The organism is Pseudomonas salmasensis (assembly GCF_014268375.2).
GTDB classification, from domain to species: domain Bacteria; phylum Pseudomonadota; class Gammaproteobacteria; order Pseudomonadales; family Pseudomonadaceae; genus Aquipseudomonas; species Aquipseudomonas salmasensis.
In genome coordinates this window covers 4,873,972-4,895,005 of the sequence record NZ_CP077083.1, presented here as the reverse complement: position 1 = coordinate 4,895,005, position 21,034 = coordinate 4,873,972, and the positions used below count along the sequence as shown (strand labels likewise).

The window sequence follows — 21,034 nt, the reverse complement described above, 5'->3', positions numbered from 1 at the left end:
TACTACTTCGCTTCGAGATGCATAACCCGAAACATCAAATCAACGTGGCGGGACATATTGCCAACCGAAGCCGCCGCCATAATCGCGATCTCCTCCGCCAACAACAGGTTCAAGTTCTCACTCCCCACCACAATCGTCACGCTATCCGCCGGCAACGGCGAAACATCCAGCGTAAACTTCTGCAGCACCCGCGCCGCCGCTGCTTTATAGGTCAGCAACTTCCCCGCCACGGAATACACCGCCAGCAAGGTGCCGCTGGCGAGGTAAAACCCGAACTCGCCAATCTCATACTCGCCGTCGCCATCAAACAGCGCGGCCATCCTGAGTTGGCGCTCGCCCAGGTCTTCGTAGTCGACGATGGCCACCCGTTGGCGCTCGTCACGCAAGGCCACTTCGGTGCCGTCGGGGTTGTAGCGGCCGGTGCCGGCGCCGATGTGGGTGATTTCGCCTTTGAGGCCCTGGTTCTTTGCCTGCAGCACTTCATCCAAACCTTTGGAGGTGAAGCGCACCAGGCGCGTGATTTCATCTGTCATGGCTGCGCCCTGAGGTCGTAATCGTTAATGGTGTAGTGCTGGGCAACCCCGGCACTGTTGAGCCGAGCCACCAGCGCCAATTCCGGCAACGCGCCGTTCAGATAGAACTCGCCGTCGCTTAAAGGCGCGTCGAGCACTTGCGTGAGCGCGAGCTGGCCTTCGGTCTCATGCACGATGGTGATCGTCGCCTGATCGCGCTCACTCTTGGCCGCATTGATACGCCGGATCAGCCGGTTGTGGTCGCCGCTGGACCAACTGCGCCCGATGATCGCCTGCACGTCGAAGGTGTAAGGCACGCCGAGCGGACGTTGCTGGTACCAGGCGCTGATATTGGGCGTGAAGCCCAATGACTCCACCGCATGGCTCAGTGCCTTGGGTGTGCCGGCCTGGCGCTGGATCTGCCAGGACAAGGCCACGGTCAGGCGTTTTTCCGCCTCGCTGGCCTCGGCATCCCATTCGCTGACGCCACGGTCGGCGGCCAGGTAAGGCAGGAATTCGCTGGGCGTGTACAGCGGATTCATCAGTGCCGGAAACGGCGGGGTGACGCGCTCAAGCAATCTGCCGAAACCCAGGTCCAGGGCCTTTTCCAGCGGTGAGCTATTGGCCGGTAGCAAACTTGCGTTGGGTTCACTCATAGCGTGCGCACCTCCACCTCGACACCCGTGCAATACGGGGCCTGGAACGCGGTGCTGACAATCGGCGCCAGCGGTTCGAGGATGTGCAGTTGCGCAGCGCCGGCACTGTGGATGGCGTAGTCGATCCAGCTGGGGTCCACCCGCCCTTCCAGGCGGTGACAGGACTCTGCGTAGTCTTGCAGCAGTTTCTGCGCCGCCACTTGGGTCAGCCCCGAGTCCGGGCCGGCGTTGATCTTAGCCACCACGCGAATTTTGTAGGGTTGAATCTGCGCGCCTTGGACGCTGACCAGATCGGTTTCGGGCCTTACATCCGGCCGTGCGAAATGTCGACGTACACCGTCAAGCAAGTCGGCAGATGGCGTGCCGTCACCCTCCCTGGAAAGCACGGTGACCATGACTTCACCCGGTGCGGTGCGTCGGGCGTTGCCGTCCTTGACCTGGGCCGCGTAACCGTCCGGGTCGAAGGTGTAGGTCACCGTGACCACACCGGGCGTCGCACTTTGCACTTTCACTGCTGGGCGCTCGCCCAAGGTGAACACTTCACGGCGATACTGCATCCGCGAGCCTGCTGCTGGAGCGTGGGGTGCCAGGTAGTAACGCAGGCGAGCGTCGTCATCGCTTTCCAAAGTAGGCGGCACCGGCGGGAACGCGGCCGGGTCGCCAGGGTCGAGCATTTGGCGTTCCAGGCCCATATCGGCCAGGCGCGCATCCAGGTTGCTACCGGTGGCCCACCACGCCAGCATCTGCTTGATGCGAGCGTTGTACTTGCGCTCGTGGGTTTGCAGACGCACGCAAAAAGCTTCCAGGGCCAAGGTCAGCAGTTCGCTTTCGTTGTCGAGGCTGACCTGGAGTTTGGCTGCGCTTTGCGGCGCGCGGGTGGCGACGTAGTCGATGACAAACGCTTTGAATTCGGCCAGCAACGGCTCGAACTCATCGACCTTAATGATGGCCGGTTCCGCCAGTTGGTTCTGGCCGGGGATCAGCATGCTCATGTCACGACCTCGAAGGATTGTTGGCGGTTTTTCCAGGTGCCGGCAAACCGCAACAGCAGGCCGGCGCCTTGGCGAGTGGCGACGATGACCTGGGGGTCGAAGTCGCCGATACCGTTGTGGGTGTTGTAAAAGGCTTGCGCGGCGTGGCTCTGGGCGAGGATCAACAGGTCGTCACCGAGGTTCTGGCCGAGCAACTGCGGGATCAGCGAGCCGTACAATGGGCGTTTTTGCCGAGTACCCACGGGGGTGGTCAGCGCTCGGGTGGCGCGCTGCACAAATTGCAGCCAGTCGTCGACGGCCGCCCCGGTGTTCCTATCGATTCCGAGCATGGGGTGTCCTTATCGGGGGCTGATGACGCGTCCTTGATGGTCCACCACCGGGCCGCTGAAGTGCGCGCCGCCGGCATCCAGCAACAGGCTGGTGCCGCCGACTTGCAGGGTGATGCCTTGGGCGTTGAGGCTCAGGCTGGCGGCGCCGACTTTGACGTCAACTTGTTCGCGGGAACCGCTGAAGGTGGTCGGGCCGTTGACCCAGTTGAAGGTATGGCTGGCGTCGTCGTAGTCGCTTTGGGTGCCATCTTGATGCCGGCGCCGAGTCAGCGTTGCCACGCTGGAGACCGGCGGGAAGCGATCACTGTTAAGGCCGAACAGGGCCACGGATTGCACACCACCCTCCCCCCCGCCGTAGTTGAGCAGCAGGCATTGCTCACCCACCGTGGGAATGCGGGTTTCGGTTTGTGCACCGGCACTGGGGTTGAAAAAACGGATCGCCGGGGTGAGCAGGTCACCGTGGCTGACCTTGCAGGTGTTGCTGGCCGCATCGACCTGCTGGCAAATACCGATCCGGCAGAAGCTCTCGGCGCGGCGGTAGAGGTCCTCGAGCTGGGACTCCATCTCGGCCAGGCGTTCGACGATCGGTCCCAATTGCATGCGTAACAGCGCGTCGAACATGGGCTACTCCGCCAGTGGCTTGTATTGGGCCGGGTCGTCGATGTTGGAGACGTCCCAGGTGCAGGCAAATAGCGGTTGGCCTGTGGGATCGTCGAGTAGCGTCGGCCCCAGATAGAGGGTTTGCGTGAAGGAAACTGTCCAGGTGTCGTAGTCCGTTTGCGCGGAAGTGCGCACAGCGGGAGCCGCGACGATACTCGCCGGCAAATCGCACTGTGCCTGGGGCAGGTTCCAACGGTTATCCAGCACCAGGTCCATCAGTTGGCTGGCCAGGTCGCAGGCGTCGAACGGCAATGCACCGGGGGCGACCATGGCCCTGAGTGAAATGGCCAGAACGTGAGCCTTGCGCCCTTCACGGGAGCGAATGCCCGGGCCATTGCCTTCGACCGTGACCATTACGCCGGTTTGTTCAGCATCGCCTTGAAAGTCCTGGTGACTGCCAACCTTGATGTCCGGGAAGGCCGCATGCAGCACCGCGCCGATGGCTTGGGGCAGTTGGGATGGCTTTTCGATAAACGTCATTTTAAGTCGCGTCCTTGCAACGATTAGTGCGGGTCCTGGCCGGAGCCTTGGTTGATCCCGATGCGCTTGGCCGCCCATCGCTCATAAAGGCCGATGGCCACGTCGGCACCGGCCATGGCGGTCAGGCAACCAATGGCGCCGGCGGTCCAGATCGACATGCCGGCGGCGTAGCACAGCATCAGGGCCGACACCCCGCAAACCATGCACGCCCCGGAACGCAGGGCCAATCGGCGGATCAGCGACCAGCCACGTGCGCCTTCTTTATCGGCGCGCCACATTTCACCTGAGACCCCGCCGATCACCGCCAACACGATCACCAGCCAGATAGGCATTTCCGCTAACGCTTGCTGTTCATTTGTCATGTCACGCCTCCTGGCTGAGCAATAAATAGTCCGTATTTCATTTACAAATGCTTGGGTAGGTAGGCATTCCAAAAAGCCCGGTCGCCCGGGCTTTTCAGTAATGCTGTCCTCGGACTTTCGGCGCTACTGGCGCGGTACGGTCCTTTCCTCAATGTTTTTCCGACCACGATCCCTGTCTGCCGGATAACTGCTTCTGGTGCTTTACGCTGCACACCCGGGTCAGTTGCCAACCCTCTGAACCGTTAAGGCCGGTTCATCGCTGCCTGTTGTTGAAGCGTTGAAACTAAAGAGCGTCGGCATCCTTGCCGGTGTTGCCTGGCATCCCTGCCATCGCTTCGATGGCGTCCTTGCCGATGTTGCGTGCCTTCCTTGTCTTCCTTGGCAGCATCCTTGCCGCCTCCACCAGGCCTTGTTGGCTGGCTTGAGGTGAAGAATATGCATGTATGCATATACAGTCAATGCACAGATGCATTTATTTTTACTATGGAAATGCACTAATGCATTGGAAGCCTTACGGGCTTGGGCTTGGCCGGTTTTCTAAGGGCGAAAAAAAACCCGCACATGGGCGGGTTTCTTCTTACGCGTGGAGGTTAGCGGGCGTACATGCCCCACCAGAAAACATGACCGAGGATACTGATCTGCTCATCCTGGATCTCCTGGAAGCTGTAGTCCTCATCGGGGTGCTCATCACGATTGAAGCTGCGCAGGCGAATGCCGGAAGGCAGGCGGTAGAGCTGTTTAACCCGCAACTGGCCGTTGTGATTGATGGCATACAAGTCACCATCGACGATATCGCCAATGCCGCTCTTGCCGGCATTCACCCCTACCGTGGCGCCGTCGCGCAACACCGGCAACATACTGTTGCCGCGTACCGTCACGCACTTGGCCTGGTCGAACTGCACACCGTTATGCCGCAGGCTGCGCTTGCCGAACCGCAGGCTGGCCTTCTCGCTTTCCTCGATGACGAATCTTCCTGATCCAGCAGCCAATTCAACCTCGCGCAGAAAGGGGATCGACACCTCGTCATCATTAACGGGGGTATCGTCGTCCCACAGGCTTATGTCCTTGAGTTCCGAATGCATCGGGTCGCGCCCGTCATCGCGCAAAGCGCCCACTGCTGCGCGCCCGCGCAGGTAATCAGTGCTCACGCGGAAATACTCGGCGATACGGGAGATGTGTTTATCCGACGGATCAACGATCTTGCCGCTGAGGATCCGGGACAGTGTGGATTGAGGCACGCCAGTGCGTCGGTGAAGCTCCGTGGGGGAGATCCGGTCGCGGTCCAGCAGTTCTCTTAAGACGATAGAAACGTTGCGTTTTTGCATAGCGCGGATAGTGACGGGAGTTTTTGGGGTTGGCAAATGCTAATTTGCATATCTATACATAAGACGGATGTATTAAGTGAAGTTTCGGCCAATAAAGGAGCTGGAATCGCATGAAAGTCTCTACCTCCTCCGAATCGACCCCGATGAGCTTCGCAACGAGTTTGCCGCTTAGTCAGGGGCGACGTTCACCTGGATTTGCTCATCAAGCATATCGACAACTCTGGACGACTTTACAAAGCAGGTGTCGACAAAATTGACTACCATATTCCCGAGCAACATACACGGGCCGATCTAGCGGCTAAGCTGGGGCCACCATCAGGAGCGCGTTGATGATATCGATCAAGCTGGGCTTGTCCAAAGGCGCAAAAAGCTCCTTTGCCGACTTTATCCGTGACGCAAAATCCGAGCAGAAAAAGCGCGTCTACAGTGAGGTTCTGACTGAAGCCACCAAGCAGCAGAATCTCGTGATGATGAAGGCAGAAGCGAAAAGAGCTTGATTGCACACCGCCTTTCGAAGCCCGGCCCTGTGCCGGGCTTTTTATTGGGTTAATTTGCGTTTTACCTAGCCGTTTGCAACCTGCGAACCCGCCACCTCGCGTGTTAACCTTGCCGCCATCGCAAAAAATGCTGGGCCAAGCGCCCCCTTTGCCCCATCACTTTCAACGAATTTGCCTATTACCCAATGAGTAAAAACACCTCCGATCTGTCCTCCCACACCCCGATGATGCAGCAGTACTGGCGCCTGAAAAACCAGCACCCTGATCAGTTGATGTTCTATCGCATGGGCGACTTCTACGAGATCTTCTATGAAGACGCGAAGAAGGCCGCCAAGCTGCTGGATATCACCCTGACCGCGCGCGGGCAGTCGGCGGGGCAGTCGATTCCGATGTGTGGGATTCCTTACCATTCGCTGGAAGGCTACCTGGTCAAGCTGGTGAAGCTGGGCGAGTCGGTGGTGATTTGTGAGCAGATCGGCGACCCGGCCACGAGTAAAGGGCCGGTGGAACGCCAGGTGGTGCGCATTATTACGCCAGGTACGGTGAGTGATGAGGCATTGCTGGATGAGCGTCGCGATAACCTGATTGCGGCGGTGTTGGGCGATGAGCGTTTGTTCGGCCTGTCGGTGCTGGATATCACCAGTGGCAATTTCAGCGTGCTGGAGATCAAAGGCTGGGAGAACCTGCTGGCGGAGCTGGAGCGCATCAATCCGGTGGAGTTGTTGATTCCGGATGATTGGCCCAAGGACTTGCCGGCGGAGAAACGTCGTGGGACCAAGCGCCGTGCGCCGTGGGATTTTGAGCGTGATTCGGCGCTGAAAAGTCTTTGCCAGCAGTTCTCGGTACAGGACCTTAAAGGCTTTGGTTGCGAGACGCTGACCCTGGCCATCGGTGCCGCCGGTTGCCTGCTCAGCTACGCCAAGGAAACCCAGCGCACCGCCCTGCCGCACTTGCGCAGCCTGCGCCATGAGCGTCTGGACGATACCGTAGTGCTCGATGGCGCCAGCCGTCGCAACCTGGAACTGGACACCAACCTGGCCGGTGGGCGTGATAACACCCTGCAATCGGTGGTGGACCGTTGCCAGACTGCCATGGGCAGCCGTTTGCTAACCCGTTGGTTGAACCGTCCGCTGCGGGATTTGACGGTGCTGCAAGCACGTCAGTCTTCTATTACCTGCCTGCTCGACGGCTATCGCTTTGAAAAGCTGCAACCGCAACTGAAAGAAATCGGCGATATCGAGCGCATCCTGGCGCGGATCGGCCTGCGTAACGCGCGGCCCCGAGACCTGGCGCGCCTGCGTGATGCGCTGAGCACCCTGCCACAGCTGCAAGTCGCGATGACCGAACTGGACACGCCGCACCTGCAACAGCTTGCAGTCACCGCCGGCACTTACCCGGACCTCGCAGCGCTGCTGGAAAAGGCCATCATCGACAACCCACCGGCGATTATCCGTGACGGCGGCGTGTTGAAAACTGGCTACGACAGCGAGCTGGATGAGCTGCAGTCCCTGAGCGAAAACGCCGGCCAGTTCCTGATCGACCTGGAAGCCCGCGAAAAAGCCCGCACGGGCCTGGCTAATCTGAAAGTCGGCTACAACCGTGTGCATGGCTACTTTATTGAGCTGCCAAGCAAGCAGGCCGAGTCGGCGCCTATCGACTATCAACGTCGCCAGACCCTCAAAGGCGCCGAGCGTTTTATCACCCCCGAGCTCAAAGCGTTCGAAGACAAGGCACTGTCGGCCAAAAGCCGCGCCCTGGCGCGGGAAAAGATGCTCTACGAAGCCTTGCTCGAGGACTTGATCAGCCGCCTGGCGCCGTTGCAAGACACCGCCGCCGCCCTGGCGGAGCTGGATGTGTTGAGCAACCTCGCCGAACGTGCGCTGAACCTGGACCTCAATTGCCCACGGTTTGTCAGCGAACCGTGCATGCGCATCGTGCAAGGTCGTCACCCGGTGGTGGAGCAAGTGCTGACCACGCCGTTCGTCGCCAATGACCTGTCGCTGGACGACGATACCCGCATGCTGGTGATCACCGGTCCGAACATGGGTGGTAAATCCACCTACATGCGTCAGACCGCGTTGATCGTGTTGTTGGCGCATATCGGCAGCTTCGTACCGGCAGCCAGTTGCGAATTGTCTCTGGTAGACCGCATTTTCACGCGGATCGGCTCCAGCGATGACCTGGCCGGTGGCCGTTCGACCTTTATGGTGGAAATGAGCGAAACCGCCAACATTCTGCACAACGCCACCGAACGCAGCCTGGTGCTGATGGACGAAGTGGGCCGCGGCACCAGCACCTTCGACGGCCTGTCCCTGGCCTGGGCCGCGGCCGAACGCTTGGCGCATCTGCGTGCGTACACGCTGTTCGCCACGCACTACTTCGAGCTGACGGTGTTGCCGGAAAGCGAGCCGCTGGTGGCCAACGTGCATCTCAATGCCACCGAGCACAATGAGCGCATCGTGTTCTTGCACCATGTGCTGCCAGGGCCGGCAAGCCAGAGCTATGGCTTGGCCGTAGCGCAATTGGCGGGTGTGCCGAACGAGGTGATCACCCGTGCCCGTGAACACTTAAGCCGCCTGGAAACCACGGCGCTGCCACACGAAACGGTAGTCGCCAGCCCGGCCAAGGCCAGCAAGAAACCTGCCGCGCCGCACCAGAGCGATATGTTCGCCAGCCTGCCCCATCCGGTGCTGGATGAGTTGGCAAAGCTTGACCTGGATGACTTGACGCCGCGTAAAGCGCTCGAAATGTTATATGCACTGAAGACTCGGATATAACGCAGACGCTTGCAAGCTGATAGAATCTCGCGCGGTTTGGGATGCTGCGGGCTTTTAGCCTGGTCCGCAGACTATCGCTCTCAAACCTCGCGAACCCCACCATAAGGGGTTTCGCTGCCGCCGCCTGAGGAGAAAATTAGAAATGACCTTCGTCGTCACCGACAACTGCATCAAGTGCAAGTACACCGACTGCGTAGAAGTCTGTCCGGTGGACTGCTTCTACGAAGGCCCGAATTTCCTGGTTATCCACCCGGACGAGTGCATCGACTGCGCCCTGTGTGAACCAGAATGCCCGGCCGTCGCGATTTTCTCCGAGGACGAAGTGCCTGCGGGCATGGAGCAATTCATTCAATTGAACGTCGAGCTGGCCGAAGTGTGGCCAAACATCACCGAGCGCAAAGATCCGATGCCGGATGCCGCTGAATGGGATGGCAAGCCCAACAAAATTGAGCAACTAGAGCGCTAAAGCGCCGCTGCCCAACAAAAAAAGGCCCCTTGAGGGCCTTTTTTGCGCTCGGGTGCCTGCGCTCACTTTTCTACAGGCAAAAAAAGGGGCGGTATGACCCGCCCACATTTTTTCCCTAGTCCCTGTATTCCTTTTCATCATCCTGATGAATCGCATCCTGCGACGTTCCTTCAAACCATCGTTCCTTGATGGCTGTGCCAATCCGTGGACACAGGGCTGATGTTAGAGCGTTCCGAGGGAAGTTCAACGCGATGCCCTCGGCAGGCTGACAAACTCCGCCGCTCGCCAGCATGAAAATAATCGTTATATTTCAACAAGATAGACAATAGCTTCGTCAATTCAAGACGTACGCAACCGCTAAAAAACCCAAACACTTACGAAAAAGTAAGCGAATGCTTACACGCCCATTACGCAAAATAGCAACAAGCCCTATTGGCGCCCCACCTGTAGGAGCGAGCTTGCTCGCGAAAAACCCAAGAGCACCACTGGTCGTCAGGCTTTTCGCGTATCCGTTAAAGCCTAATCAATCGTCGCTCACGGTAATGGTCGGCATCGCCGGCGCCGCCGCTTCCTGCAATACAATCCGCGCCCCCACATGACGGGCCAACTCCTGATAGATCATCGCGATCTGCCCATCAGCCTCTGCCGCTACGGTAGGTTTGCCACCATCGGCCTGCTCACGAATCTCCATCGCCAATGGCAACGATGCCAGCAGTTCAACGCCATACTGGGTAGCGAGCTTCTCGCCCCCGCCCTCACCAAACAGATGCTCGGCGTGCCCGCAGTTGGAACAGATATGCACCGCCATGTTTTCCACCACGCCCAGCACCGGGATGTTGACCTTGCGGAACATCTCCACACCTTTGCGGGCATCCAGCAGCGCCAGGTCCTGGGGCGTGGTGACAATCACCGCACCGGCCACCGGCACTTTCTGCGCCAGGGTCAGTTGGATATCGCCGGTGCCTGGCGGCATGTCGATCACCAGGTAGTCAAGGTCGCCCCACGCCGTTTGTGTGACCAGTTGCAGCAACGCACCCGAGACCATCGGCCCGCGCCAGACCATCGGCGTGTTGTCATCGGTGAGAAACGCCATGGACATCACTTCCACACCCAGCGACTCGATGGGCACAAACCATTTCTGATCCTTGACCTTCGGCCGTGTGCCTTCGGCGATGCCGAACATCACGCCCTGGCTCGGCCCGTAGATGTCGGCATCGAGAATGCCCACGCGCGCGCCTTCCCGGGCCAGGGCCAGGGCCAGGTTGGCCGCGGTGGTGGATTTACCCACGCCGCCCTTGCCGGACGCCACCGCCACCACATTCTTGACGTTGGCCAGGCCCGGGATCTGCGCCTGGGCCTTGTGCGGCGCGATCACGCATTGGATGTCGACCTTGGCCGAACCCACACCGTCGAGTCCCTCGATGGCCATTTGTAGCATCTGTGCCCAACCGCTTTTGAACAGACCTGCGGCATAGCCCAGTTGCAACTGCACCGACACCTGGTCGCCCTGGACCTCGATGGCACGCACACAGCCGGCACTGACCGGGTCCTGGTTCAAATAAGGGTCGGTGTACTGGCGAAGAACGGCTTCCACCGCTGCGCGATTGACGGCGCTCATGGGCTACTCCCGAAAAAAGACTGACTGAAACAGGCGGCTATCCTAACCGTTCCAGCCGCCGAACGGCATGCTTTCGAAGGCGCGCAAGATACTGAAACAGCGTCACGGGGTGAAATAAATTTCCCGGCGCTTTATAGTGGCCGACCTCCGTTTCATCAAGTAGCCGAGCCCCATGTCCGAGCCACGCAAGATCCTCGTCACCAGCGCCCTGCCCTATGCCAATGGTTCCATCCATCTTGGCCATATGCTTGAGTACATCCAGACCGATATGTGGGTGCGCTTCCAGAAGCATCGCGGCAATCAATGCATTTATGTCTGCGCGGACGACGCCCACGGTTCGGCCATCATGCTGCGCGCCGAAAAGGAAGGCATCACCCCGGAACAACTGATCGCCAATGTGCAGGCTGAACACAGCGCCGACTTTGCCGAGTTCCTGGTGGACTTCGACAACTTCCACTCGACCCACTCCGACGAAAACCGCGAGCTGTCGAGCCAGATCTACCTGCGGTTGAAAGAAGCCGGGCACATCGACCAACGTTCGGTGACCCAGTATTTCGACCCGGAAAAGAAAATGTTCCTGGCCGACCGTTTCATCAAGGGCACCTGCCCGAAATGCGGCACCGAAGACCAGTACGGCGACAACTGCGAGAAATGCGGCGCGACCTACGCACCCACCGATTTGAAGGATCCCAAGTCGGCGATCTCCGGCGCGACTCCGGTACTCAAGGACTCGCAGCACTTCTTCTTCAAGCTCCCGGATTTCCAGCAAATGCTGCAAACCTGGACGCGCAGCGGCACCTTGCAGGACGCCGTGGCCAACAAACTCTCCGAATGGCTCGACAGTGGCCTGCAGCAGTGGGACATCTCCCGCGACGCGCCGTACTTCGGCTTCGAGATTCCGGGCGAGCCGGGCAAGTATTTCTATGTATGGCTGGACGCGCCGATCGGCTACATGGCCAGCTTCAAGAACCTTTGCGATCGCACCCCGCAGTTGGACTTCGACGCGTTCTGGGGCAAGGACTCCACCGCCGAGCTGTACCACTTCATCGGCAAGGACATCGTCAACTTCCACGCGCTGTTCTGGCCGGCGATGCTTGAAGGCTCAGGCTACCGCAAGCCGACCGGTATCGCCGTGCACGGCTACCTGACGGTCAACGGCCAGAAAATGTCCAAGTCCCGTGGCACCTTTATCAAGGCGCGCACCTACCTGGACCACCTGTCGCCCGAATACCTGCGCTATTACTACGCCTCCAAACTCGGCCGTGGCGTCGACGACCTGGACCTGAACCTGGAAGACTTCGTACAGAAGGTCAACTCGGACCTGGTCGGCAAAGTCGTCAACATCGCCAGCCGTTGTGCCGGGTTTATCCACAAGGGCAACGCCGGCGTATTGGTGGCCGAGAATGCCGCACCGGAACTGACCGACGCCTTCCTGGCCGCTGCACCGAGCATCGCCGACGCTTATGAAGCCCGCGACTTTGCCCGTGCCATGCGCGAGATCATGGGCCTGGCCGACCGTGCCAACGCCTGGATCGCCGACAAGGCGCCGTGGTCGCTGAACAAGCAGGAAGGCAAGGAGGCCGAAGTCCAGGCTATCTGCGCCACCGGGGTCAACCTGTTCCGTCAGTTGGTGATCTTCCTCAAGCCGGTGCTGCCGTTGCTGGCCGCCGATGCTGAGGCGTTCCTCAATGTGGCGCCGTTGAGCTGGAACGATCACACCACCTTGCTCGGTAATCATCAGTTGAACGCGTTCAAGCCCTTGATGACCCGGATCGACCCGGTGAAAGTCCAGGCCATGACCGACGCTTCGAAAGAAGACCTGGTGGCCAGCCAGACCGATACCGGCCAATCCGCACCGGCGGGCAATGGCGAGCTGGCCAAGGACCCGATTTCTCCGGAAATCGATTTCGACGCCTTTGCCGCCGTGGACCTGCGCGTGGCTCTGATCATCAAGGCCGAAGCCGTGGAAGGCGCCGACAAGCTGCTGCGCCTGACGTTGGATATCGGCGACGAACAGCGCAACGTGTTCTCCGGCATCAAGAGCGCTTACCCGGACCCGTCCAAGCTCGATGGCCGCCTGACCATGATGATCGCCAACCTCAAGCCACGGAAAATGAAGTTCGGCATTTCCGAAGGCATGGTGATGGCGGCTGGCCCTGGCGGCGAAGAAATCTACCTGCTGAGCCCGGACAGCGGCGCCAAGCCGGGTCAGCGCATCAAGTAACCCCTGCAAAATGCCCCGCTGTCGCTACGGCGGGGCCTCTCAGCTTGCCCTTCTCCCTGGGCCGGGCGTCAACGCTATGATCACAGCATGAACCTCATTCAACGTATCGACGCGCTGCTGCCGCAGACTCAATGCGGCAAGTGCGGGCACCCGGGTTGCAAACCCTACGCAGAAGGCATCGCTAAAGGCGAAGCCATCAACAAGTGCCCGCCCGGTGGGCAGGAAACCATTGCCGGGCTTGCGCAACTGCTGCGCCTGCCAGTACTGGACCTGGACACCCGCCGTGGAGAAGCGCCCGCCCAGGTCGCCTATATCCGTGAGGCCGAATGCATTGGTTGCACCAAATGCATCCAGGCTTGCCCGGTGGACGCCATTGTGGGCGCCGCCAAGCTGATGCACACGGTGATTGTCGACGAGTGCACCGGTTGCGACCTGTGTGTTGCGCCCTGCCCTGTCGACTGCATCGAGATGCGTCCGCTGGCTGACGTTTTGCCTATCGTCGGTGACTTGGCCAGCAACGATGATGAACGGCGTGCACGCGACCTCAAACGCGACCGGGCGCGGCGGCGCTTCGAGCAACGTAACGCCCGCTTGCAACGTGAAGAGGCCCGCAAGCTCGCCGAGCGCCTGGCACGAGCCAAGCGCACAGCGCCGATGGCGGTGGCACCGGTCGATAACCCTCAGGCCGCTCTGGACGCCGCGATCAAGCAGGCCAAAACCAACGTCGCCATGAGCCGCGCTCAACTGCACAAATCCTTGAAAGCGTTTGGGCATCCGCCGACCTTTGAGCAACAGTCGCAATTGATTATGCTGCAACGACAGTTCGAGGCATCCGAGCAGGCGCTTGCTGCGCTGGAGGCCAACAGCGCACCGCAGCCGCCCAAGGCGGCCACTAAAAGCGCCGAGCTCAAGCGCGCAAAGATCCAACTGGCCATGCACCGTGCAGCGTGGAAGAAGGCTCAGGATCACAATGCCGACGAGCATCAATTGGCAACCTTGAAAGCCGCCTTGAACGCCGCCGAGCAAACGCTGCAGGATGCCGAGGCCAACGGCTGACCCACTGCGCCCTGTATTGCTAACATCACGCCGACCGCCTGCAAGGAAACGCCTGCCCCTATGAACGCCGCAAAACGCTTGGAAATTTTCCGCAGGTTTCACGAAGACAATCCGGAACCGAAAACCGAACTGGCCTACTCCTCACCGTTTGAATTGCTGATTGCGGTGATCCTCTCGGCTCAATCCACGGACGTTGGCGTCAACAAGGCCACGGCCAAGCTGTATCCCGTAGCCAATACACCCGCCGCGATTTACGCCCTGGGTGTGGAAGGCCTATCCGAATACATCAAGACCATCGGCTTATATAACAGCAAGGCCAAGAACGTGATCGAGACGTGCCGCCTGCTGCTGGAGCTGCATGGGGGTGAGGTGCCGCAAACCCGCGAAGCTCTGGAAGCCTTGCCAGGTGTGGGCCGCAAAACCGCGAACGTGGTACTCAATACGGCATTCCGGCAGTTGACCATGGCGGTGGACACGCACATTTTCCGCGTGAGCAACCGAACCGGCATTGCCCGGGGCAAGAATGTGGTTGAGGTGGAAAAACAATTGATGAAGTTCGTGCCCAAGCCCTATTTGCTCGACTCCCACCATTGGCTGATCCTGCACGGACGCTACGTTTGCCAGGCCCGCAAGCCGCGCTGTGGCAGTTGCCGTATCGAAGATTTGTGCGAATACAAGGACAAGACCTCCGACGATTGAGCGATCATTGCTTTTTGTGATCAGGCGATTGAAAAAATCTTTTTTACCCGTTCGCGGATTATCGCTATAAGGAGCCCCAACGGCAGTCTTAGCCTGGAGTTGACCTTATGAGCGCTGGCAGCAAAGAAGACCTGGAAGACGACCTCGTTGCGTCGGATGACGATGAGGTGGTAGAAACACCTGTGCCAGAGGTGGCCAAGACCAATTTGAGCAAACGCCGCACTATCGACAATCTTCTGGAAGAGCGACGCTTGCAAAAACAGCTGGCCGATTACGACTTCGATTTCTGATCGAGCCGTTGACGGCCGGAAGCCTCCCTGACGGAGGCTTTTTTCTGCCGGTTACACGGGTATTCAAGGGGTGCAATATCCTCCTAGACCAGGCCGTTGCGCTGGGCCAGTTCTATCAGGTCCACAAGGGACCGGGCATTGAGCTTGAGCAGCAAGCGCGTCTTGTAGGTACTGACGGTTTTGTTGCTGAGGAACATGCCATCGGCAATCTCCTTGTTGGTTTTGCCACGCGCCAGTTGCTGCAGCACCATCATCTCCCGCCCCGATAAGCGTTCGACCATGTCAGCTTCACTGGCATTGCCCATGGTTGAGCGCACCGAATTGAGCGCCTGGTTCGGGAAATAGCTATAGCCGGAAAGCACCGCCTTGATGGCACTGAGCAACTCCGTCAGATCCTGCTGCTTGCACACATAGCCGGCGGCGCCCGCCTGCATGCAGCGCATGGAAAAATGGCCAGGCGCCTGGGACGTCAGTACCAGCACCTTGAACGAGACGGCTTGCTTGGTTGAAGCCAGCCGACAAATAACTTCCAGGCCGTCAAGCTTGGGGATTCCGATATCCAGTATCACAATATCCGGCATATGTTCCCGTGCAAGTTGCAACGCATCGACACCGTTATCAGTCTCGGCAACGACCTCATAACCATGACGCTCCATTAGCATGCGCACAGCAAGACGAATGACGGGATGATCATCCACGATCAGCACTTTATTCATGAGAAAGTCCAATTTCGCTGTTCGAATTATTTAGAGCAAACACAATAGCCTAGTCGATTACTAGTTGGCATAGCATTCCACCCCGAGCAAGAGCAGGCAGAGACCCAACCCACAAGAAGATAGGAATTAACCTACAAAAAATCGCCAACTTAGATGCTTGGAGCTTTATGGTTGCTTTCAGACCTTTCTCGGCGCGCACATATTTTGAGTGAAATGTCTTGAGCATAAGCCCCTGAAGGTAAACGTGCCGCACAAGACTTTCAGGAAATGCCCCTTGCTTGTCGCAATGATGCCCGCAAACCGCCCCGGAAAAACCGTCCCCATTAGTTCCATTTAACATATTTCAACACTTCCACAATTCCTACAGAAAATTCAACAGTTCACATATCCATTGCAGCTACATGAGTGAATTTTCTGTCAGACATAGTTCCTCCCCAGATGTAAAAATTCATTCAACCTTAAAAACAAAAAGATAAAACCGGAAAATAATTGCGCAAGTTACGGAAAAAACCTTAAACACAAGCTAAACACTAATAAACAGCACAGCCTCTAAAATCCGCGCCAAAAAAAATGGCCCCTTGCACAAGGGGCCATTTTTCACAACAGGCGCACGATCAGAACAACGAGCGGCCTTTGTTGGCAGCAATGCGCATGCGCAGTGCGTTCAACTTGATGAAGCCTGCCGCGTCCGCCTGATTGTAGGCACCGCCGTCTTCTTCGAAGGTGGCGATGTTGGAGTCGAACAGCGACTCATCGGACTTGCGGCCGGTGACGATCACGTTGCCCTTGTACAGTTTCAGGCGTACGACACCGTTCACGTGAGCCTGGGAGGCGTCGATCATCTGCTGCAGCATCAGACGCTCTGGGCTCCACCAGTAACCGGTGTAGATCAGGCTGGCGTACTTGGGCATCAACTCGTCTTTGAGGTGAGCGACTTCGCGGTCCAGGGTGATGGATTCGATGGCGCGGTGGGCGCGCAACATGATGGTGCCGCCTGGGGTTTCGTAGCAGCCACGGGACTTCATGCCCACGTAACGGTTCTCGACGATGTCGAGACGGCCAATACCATGCTGGCCACCGATACGGTTCAGGGTCGCCAATACGGTGGCCGGGGTCATTTCAACGCCGTCCAGCGCGACGATATCGCCGTTGCGGTAAGTCAGTTCCAGGTACTGGGCCTTGTCTGGAGCGTTCTCCGGGGAGACGGTCCATTTCCACATGTCTTCTTCGTGCTCGGTCCAGGTGTCTTCCAGCACGCCGCCTTCATAGGAAATGTGCAGCAGGTTGGCGTCCATCGAGTACGGCGACTTCTTCTTGCCATGACGCTCGATCGGGATGGCGTGCTTTTCAGCGTAATCCATCAGCTTTTCACGGGACAACAGGTCCCATTCACGCCACGGCGCAATGACTTTCACGCCTGGCTTGAGTGCGTAGGCACCCAGTTCGAAACGGACCTGGTCGTTGCCCTTGCCGGTGGCGCCGTGGGAAATGGCGTCGGCGCCAGTTTCGTTGGCGATCTCGATCAGGCGCTTGGCGATCAGTGGACGTGCGATGGAGGTACCCAGCAGGTACTCACCTTCGTAGACAGTGTTGGCGCGAAACATCGGGAAAACGAAATCGCGGACGAACTCTTCGCGCAGGTCGTCAATGTAGATCTCTTTCACGCCCATGGCTTGCGCCTTGGCACGTGCAGGTTCGACCTCTTCACCCTGACCCAGGTCAGCGGTGAAGGTCACCACTTCACAGTTATACGTATCCTGCAGCCACTTGAGGATCACCGAAGTGTCCAGGCCGCCGGAATACGCGAGAACGACCTTGTTTACGTCGGCCATGCCATCACTCCACGGGGTTGTACGGAAAGGCGACGATTCTACCGATCAAAACCGCGAAATTACAGGGGCGCGACAGCAAATGAAGATAAAGCGACAGATTATGTCGAGTGGGCGACCGATGGTCGCCTCTATGGAGCAGAGGTATTTGCACAACCTTGTAGCGTTCAACGGTAACCACGATGCGAAGCGAGTCGCTCTTGATCTTGCTCTTGATCTGCTTGTGATCTTGATCTCAGGCGCCCCGTTAAACCACGCTGGCCGAACGCAGGTTTGAATTCGTGGGTAACCCGGCAGGACGCCGGGTTAGCCGCCCCGCGCCATGGATGGCGCGTGGCGGCGGCCCACGGATTCAAGACTGTGTTCGGGCACACCGAGCCTAGGCGAGGTGCCGAGTGGTGGGGCAAGAGCGCTTTGCTTACTTTCGCGCTTTTCGAAAGTGAGCCGCCGTCAGGGCGGAACCCTAAGTGGCCGTTACCTAAATAACGGATATGTACCCGGTCCAACTGTGTTGACTGTCAGGCCGCCTTCGCAGGCAAGCCAGCTCCCACATTTGGATCGTGGGGTGTCAGATAGATAGGCGTCGGCTATTCGGTCGTCACGGGAGCAAGCTCCCTCGCCACAGTTTCGGCGTCATACCGAAGTTGTGCAGCTACCCATGCTTATGAGGTAGCCGCCGGGTTGCTCGGCGCAGCGGCCTGGGGCGCCGGCTTCTCAGGGGCAGCCACCCGCTCAAGCTGAATATTCACACGGCGGTTACGCGCACGGTTGGCGGCATTGGTGTTGGGCGCCAAGGGGTAGCTTTCGCCATGGAAGCGCATCGTGATCTGCGATTCCTGGATGCCGTTGGCCTTGAAGTAGTCCATCACCGCCAGGGCACGGCGGCGCGATACGTCGCGGTTGGTCAGGCGGTTGCCGCTGTTGTCGGAATGGCCGTTCAACTCGACATGATTGACCGTGGGATCGGCCTTCATGAAGGCCAGGATCACGGACAACTTCTTCTTGGCCGCCGCGTCCAGCTCAATGCCGCCACCGGGAAAGCCCACTTCGGTCTGTTTGACCTGGTCGTAATTCATGGGCAACAGCTTGGTGGTGCACAGCTGATAATCGTTGTACGCCTTGTTGAATTTTACCGGCAGCAGGCGAATTTCCGAGTAACCACCTTCACGCCCGTAATGCCGCACCGTCGGGCTGCGCCCTTCGAGCAAGCCCGTGAACAGGCGACCGGCCTGGGCCTGGGAGCTATTGAACAGCACGTCGCCGCTGCCGACACGCACGGCCCCCAGGTTGATATCACCTCGGCCCGGTTGCCACGGCGCGGCAGCAGCCAGCAGGGTTGCTGAGCCGGCGCCGAGGCTGCTGCCATAGGTTTTCAGACGAAACGTGGCCTGCTCGCCCGCCCGGCGTACGAATTCACCAGAACCGAAATCGGTGATCGGCTGGGTCAAGCGGCACTCGAACTGATCGCCCTCTACCTTCCACTCAATATTCTCCAGACGTGTCTGGAACGTGAGGGCCGCCGCAGGCAGGCTGGCGAACACACTGAGCAGGGCTAGATAATACTGGCGCACGGGAGGCTCCATGGGTTTCTACAACACTTCACAGCGTCATACATCGTTAAGGCATACCCGGAGATATCGGTAGCATCCGGCAAAACTTGATAGCGAGTGCCTGCAAGAGTCTTTTCCGGTAGCATTCCCACCAGATTGACCCGCCTGGAATCCCCAATGTCCGACCGCCTGACCCTGCTGCGTCCCGACGACTGGCATATTCATCTTCGCGATGGTGCTGCGTTACCCCAAACCGTGGCCGACGTGGCCCGCACGTTTGGCCGTGCCATCATCATGCCTAACCTGGTACCTCCGGTGCGCAATGCCGCAGAGGCCGACGCCTATCGCCAGCGCATCCTCGCTGCACGACCGGCCGGCAGCCGCTTCGAACCGTTGATGGTGCTCTACCTCACCGACCGCACCCAGCCTGAAGAAATCCGTGAAGCCAAGGCCAGCGGTTATGTGCACGCCGCCAAGCTGTACCCGGCAGGCGCGACCACCAACTCCGATTCCGGTGTAACCAGTATCGACAAGATCCTGCCGGCGATCGAAGCCATGGCGGAAGTCGGCATGCCGTTGCTGATCCACGGGGAAGTCACCCGTGGCGATGTGGACGTGTTCGATCGCGAAAAAATCTTCATCGATGAACACATGCGTCGTGTGGTCGAGCTGTTCCCCACGCTCAAAGTGGTGTTTGAACACATCACCACCGCCGATGCCGTGCAGTTCGTCAGCGAGGCGTCGGCCAACGTTGGCGCGACCATCACCGCCCATCACCTGCTCTACAACCGCAACCACATGCTGGTGGGCGGGATTCGGCCGCACTTCTACTGCCTGCCGATCCTCAAGCGCAACACCCATCAGGTAGCCCTGCTGGATGCCGCCACCAGCGGCAGCCCGAAATTCTTCCTCGGTACCGACTCGGCGCCCCACGCCCAGCACGCCAAGGAAGCTGCATGCGGCTGCGCCGGCTGCTACACGGCATTTGCCGCCATCGAGTTGTACGCCGAAGCATTCGAACAGCGTAACGCGCTGGACAAACTCGAAGGTTTTGCCAGCCTCAACGGCCCGCGTTTCTACGGCCTGCCGGCGAATACCGACCGCATTACCCTGGTTCGTGAAGACTGGACCGCCCCTGCCAGCCTGCCCTTTGGCGAGCTGACCGTTATCCCGCTGCGCGCCGGTGAAACACTGCGCTGGCGCCTGCTGGAGGAAAGCAAGTGAGTGAAGACCATTACGACGACGAACAAGAGCACGGCGGTGGCGGCTCGCGCCATCCGATGGCCGAGCGCTTTCGCGGCTATCTGCCGGTCGTCATCGACGTAGAAACCGGTGGTTTCAACTGCGCCACCGATGCCTTGCTGGAAATTGCCGCAACCACCATCGGCATGGACGAACAGGGTTTTGTGTACCCGGAGCACACGCATTTCTTTCGCGTCGAGCCGTTCGAAGGCGCCAATATCGAAGCCGCTGCCCTGGAATTCACCGGGATCAAGCTCGATCACCCACTGCGCATGGCGGTGAGTGAAGAAGCGGCGCTGACCGATATCTTCCGTGGCGTGCGCAAGGCGTTGAAGGCCAATGGCTGCAAACGCGCAATTCTGGTCGGCCACAACAGCAGTTTCGACCTGGGCTTCCTGAACGCCGCCGTGGCGCGATTGGACATGAAGCGCAATCCGTTTCACCCGTTCTCCAGCTTCGACACCGCCACCCTTGCCGGCTTGGCCTACGGTCAGACCGTCCTGGCCAAAGCCTGCCAGGCCGCCGGTATCGACTTTGACGGGCGTGAAGCCCACTCGGCCCGCTACGACACCGAGAAGACTGCCGAGCTGTTCTGCGGCATCGTCAATCGCTGGAAACAGATGGGTGGCTGGGAAGACTTCAACGATTGAGGCTCCAATGTGGGTGTGGGCTTGCCCCCGATGAGCATAGGTATCTACGCAATTTTGTAGGTTGTCGCAGCCGACGGTAACCACGATGCGAAGCGAGCCGCTCT

Annotated in this window: 21 protein-coding genes; 9 read left to right on the top strand and 12 right to left on the bottom strand. The window is 59.1% G+C overall.

What is annotated here, in order from left to right:
* Positions 1–2: 2 nt before the first annotated feature.
* The 8 genes from HU731_RS21900 to HU731_RS21865 form a co-directional block, all read right to left on the bottom strand.
* Entirely contained in the window at positions 3–533 is a 531-nt protein-coding gene (locus HU731_RS21900; protein WP_044272189.1) for a tail fiber protein, read from the bottom strand.
* Complete coding sequence (locus tag HU731_RS21895; protein WP_056790108.1) at positions 530–1,168, bottom strand: phage tail protein I; 639 nt, start codon at positions 1,166–1,168, stop codon at positions 530–532. Before HU731_RS21895 ends, HU731_RS21900 begins: the two co-directional genes overlap by 4 nt.
* A complete protein-coding gene (locus HU731_RS21890) occupies positions 1,165–2,160 on the bottom strand; it encodes a baseplate J/gp47 family protein (protein WP_186608816.1) in 996 nt (331 codons plus the stop codon). Before HU731_RS21890 ends, HU731_RS21895 begins: the two co-directional genes overlap by 4 nt.
* A complete protein-coding gene (locus HU731_RS21885; protein ID WP_032893295.1) occupies positions 2,157–2,489 on the bottom strand; it encodes a phage baseplate protein in 333 nt (110 codons plus the stop codon). Before HU731_RS21885 ends, HU731_RS21890 begins: the two co-directional genes overlap by 4 nt.
* 9 nt (positions 2,490–2,498) lie before the next feature.
* Entirely contained in the window at positions 2,499–3,110 is a 612-nt protein-coding gene (locus tag HU731_RS21880) for a phage baseplate assembly protein V (RefSeq protein WP_186608815.1), read from the bottom strand.
* 3 nt (positions 3,111–3,113) lie between these two features.
* Positions 3,114–3,629 carry a hypothetical protein gene (locus HU731_RS21875; RefSeq protein ID WP_186608814.1) on the bottom strand — a complete coding sequence of 172 codons (516 nt, stop codon included), beginning with the start codon at positions 3,627–3,629 and terminating at the stop codon, positions 3,114–3,116.
* Between the two features lie 23 nt (positions 3,630–3,652).
* The gene (locus HU731_RS21870) at positions 3,653–3,991 is read right to left on the bottom strand and encodes a phage holin family protein (protein ID WP_003189007.1); all 339 of its coding nucleotides are present in this window, start codon (positions 3,989–3,991) and stop codon (positions 3,653–3,655) included.
* Positions 3,992–4,581: 590 nt separating this feature from the next.
* On the bottom strand, positions 4,582–5,325 hold the full coding sequence (locus HU731_RS21865) for a LexA family transcriptional regulator (RefSeq protein ID WP_169855582.1): 744 nt from the start codon (positions 5,323–5,325) through the stop codon (positions 4,582–4,584).
* Positions 5,326–5,645: 320 nt separating this feature from the next.
* On the opposite strand from HU731_RS21865, the gene HU731_RS21860 reads away from it, so the two are divergent.
* The 3 genes from HU731_RS21860 (at position 5,646) to fdxA (ending at position 9,056) form a co-directional block, all read left to right on the top strand.
* Complete coding sequence (locus HU731_RS21860; RefSeq protein WP_005785379.1) at positions 5,646–5,813, top strand: hypothetical protein; 168 nt, start codon at positions 5,646–5,648, stop codon at positions 5,811–5,813.
* Positions 5,814–5,998: 185 nt separating this feature from the next.
* The gene (gene mutS / locus HU731_RS21855) at positions 5,999–8,590 is read left to right on the top strand and encodes a DNA mismatch repair protein MutS (RefSeq protein ID WP_186608813.1); all 2,592 of its coding nucleotides are present in this window, start codon (positions 5,999–6,001) and stop codon (positions 8,588–8,590) included.
* A 142-nt stretch (positions 8,591–8,732) separates the two neighbouring features.
* Complete coding sequence (fdxA, locus tag HU731_RS21850) at positions 8,733–9,056, top strand: ferredoxin FdxA (RefSeq protein WP_003172109.1); 324 nt, start codon at positions 8,733–8,735, stop codon at positions 9,054–9,056.
* A 523-nt stretch (positions 9,057–9,579) separates the two neighbouring features.
* Here fdxA and apbC read toward each other — a convergent pair.
* Complete coding sequence (apbC, locus tag HU731_RS21845; protein ID WP_161906783.1) at positions 9,580–10,674, bottom strand: iron-sulfur cluster carrier protein ApbC; 1,095 nt, start codon at positions 10,672–10,674, stop codon at positions 9,580–9,582.
* 172 nt (positions 10,675–10,846) lie between these two features.
* Here apbC and metG point away from each other — a divergent pair, with 172 nt between their 5' ends.
* The 4 genes from metG to HU731_RS21825 all read left to right on the top strand — a co-directional run bounded on the left by metG (position 10,847) and on the right by HU731_RS21825 (position 14,943).
* Positions 10,847–12,898 (top strand): methionine--tRNA ligase, encoded by a 2,052-nt coding sequence (metG, locus tag HU731_RS21840; protein ID WP_014717146.1) that lies wholly within the window; start codon positions 10,847–10,849, stop codon positions 12,896–12,898.
* Positions 12,899–12,985: 87 nt separating this feature from the next.
* Positions 12,986–13,954, top strand: coding sequence for an electron transport complex subunit RsxB (gene rsxB, locus HU731_RS21835; RefSeq protein WP_186608812.1), 969 nt, complete (start codon positions 12,986–12,988; stop codon positions 13,952–13,954).
* Between the two features lie 60 nt (positions 13,955–14,014).
* On the top strand, positions 14,015–14,653 hold the full coding sequence (nth, locus tag HU731_RS21830) for an endonuclease III (protein WP_003188989.1): 639 nt from the start codon (positions 14,015–14,017) through the stop codon (positions 14,651–14,653).
* A gap of 107 nt (positions 14,654–14,760) precedes the next feature.
* Positions 14,761–14,943 carry a PA3496 family putative envelope integrity protein gene (locus tag HU731_RS21825; RefSeq protein ID WP_186608811.1) on the top strand — a complete coding sequence of 61 codons (183 nt, stop codon included), beginning with the start codon at positions 14,761–14,763 and terminating at the stop codon, positions 14,941–14,943.
* A gap of 83 nt (positions 14,944–15,026) precedes the next feature.
* Here HU731_RS21825 and HU731_RS21820 read toward each other — a convergent pair whose 3' ends face one another.
* From HU731_RS21820 to HU731_RS21810, 3 genes are all read right to left on the bottom strand, one after another.
* Entirely contained in the window at positions 15,027–15,659 is a 633-nt protein-coding gene (locus HU731_RS21820) for a response regulator transcription factor (protein WP_003188986.1), read from the bottom strand.
* A gap of 614 nt (positions 15,660–16,273) precedes the next feature.
* Complete coding sequence (locus HU731_RS21815; RefSeq protein ID WP_003188984.1) at positions 16,274–17,491, bottom strand: argininosuccinate synthase; 1,218 nt, start codon at positions 17,489–17,491, stop codon at positions 16,274–16,276.
* 659 nt (positions 17,492–18,150) lie between these two features.
* On the bottom strand, positions 18,151–19,059 hold the full coding sequence (locus HU731_RS21810; protein WP_186608810.1) for a flagellar protein MotY: 909 nt from the start codon (positions 19,057–19,059) through the stop codon (positions 18,151–18,153).
* A 156-nt stretch (positions 19,060–19,215) separates the two neighbouring features.
* Here HU731_RS21810 and pyrC point away from each other — a divergent pair, with 156 nt between their 5' ends.
* Together pyrC and rnt are read left to right on the top strand one after the other, a co-directional pair.
* Positions 19,216–20,262 (top strand): dihydroorotase, encoded by a 1,047-nt coding sequence (pyrC, locus tag HU731_RS21805; RefSeq protein WP_032893318.1) that lies wholly within the window; start codon positions 19,216–19,218, stop codon positions 20,260–20,262.
* Positions 20,259–20,930 (top strand): ribonuclease T, encoded by a 672-nt coding sequence (gene rnt, locus HU731_RS21800; protein WP_003188980.1) that lies wholly within the window; start codon positions 20,259–20,261, stop codon positions 20,928–20,930. Before pyrC ends, rnt begins: the two co-directional genes overlap by 4 nt.
* Positions 20,931–21,034 lie beyond the last annotated feature (104 nt).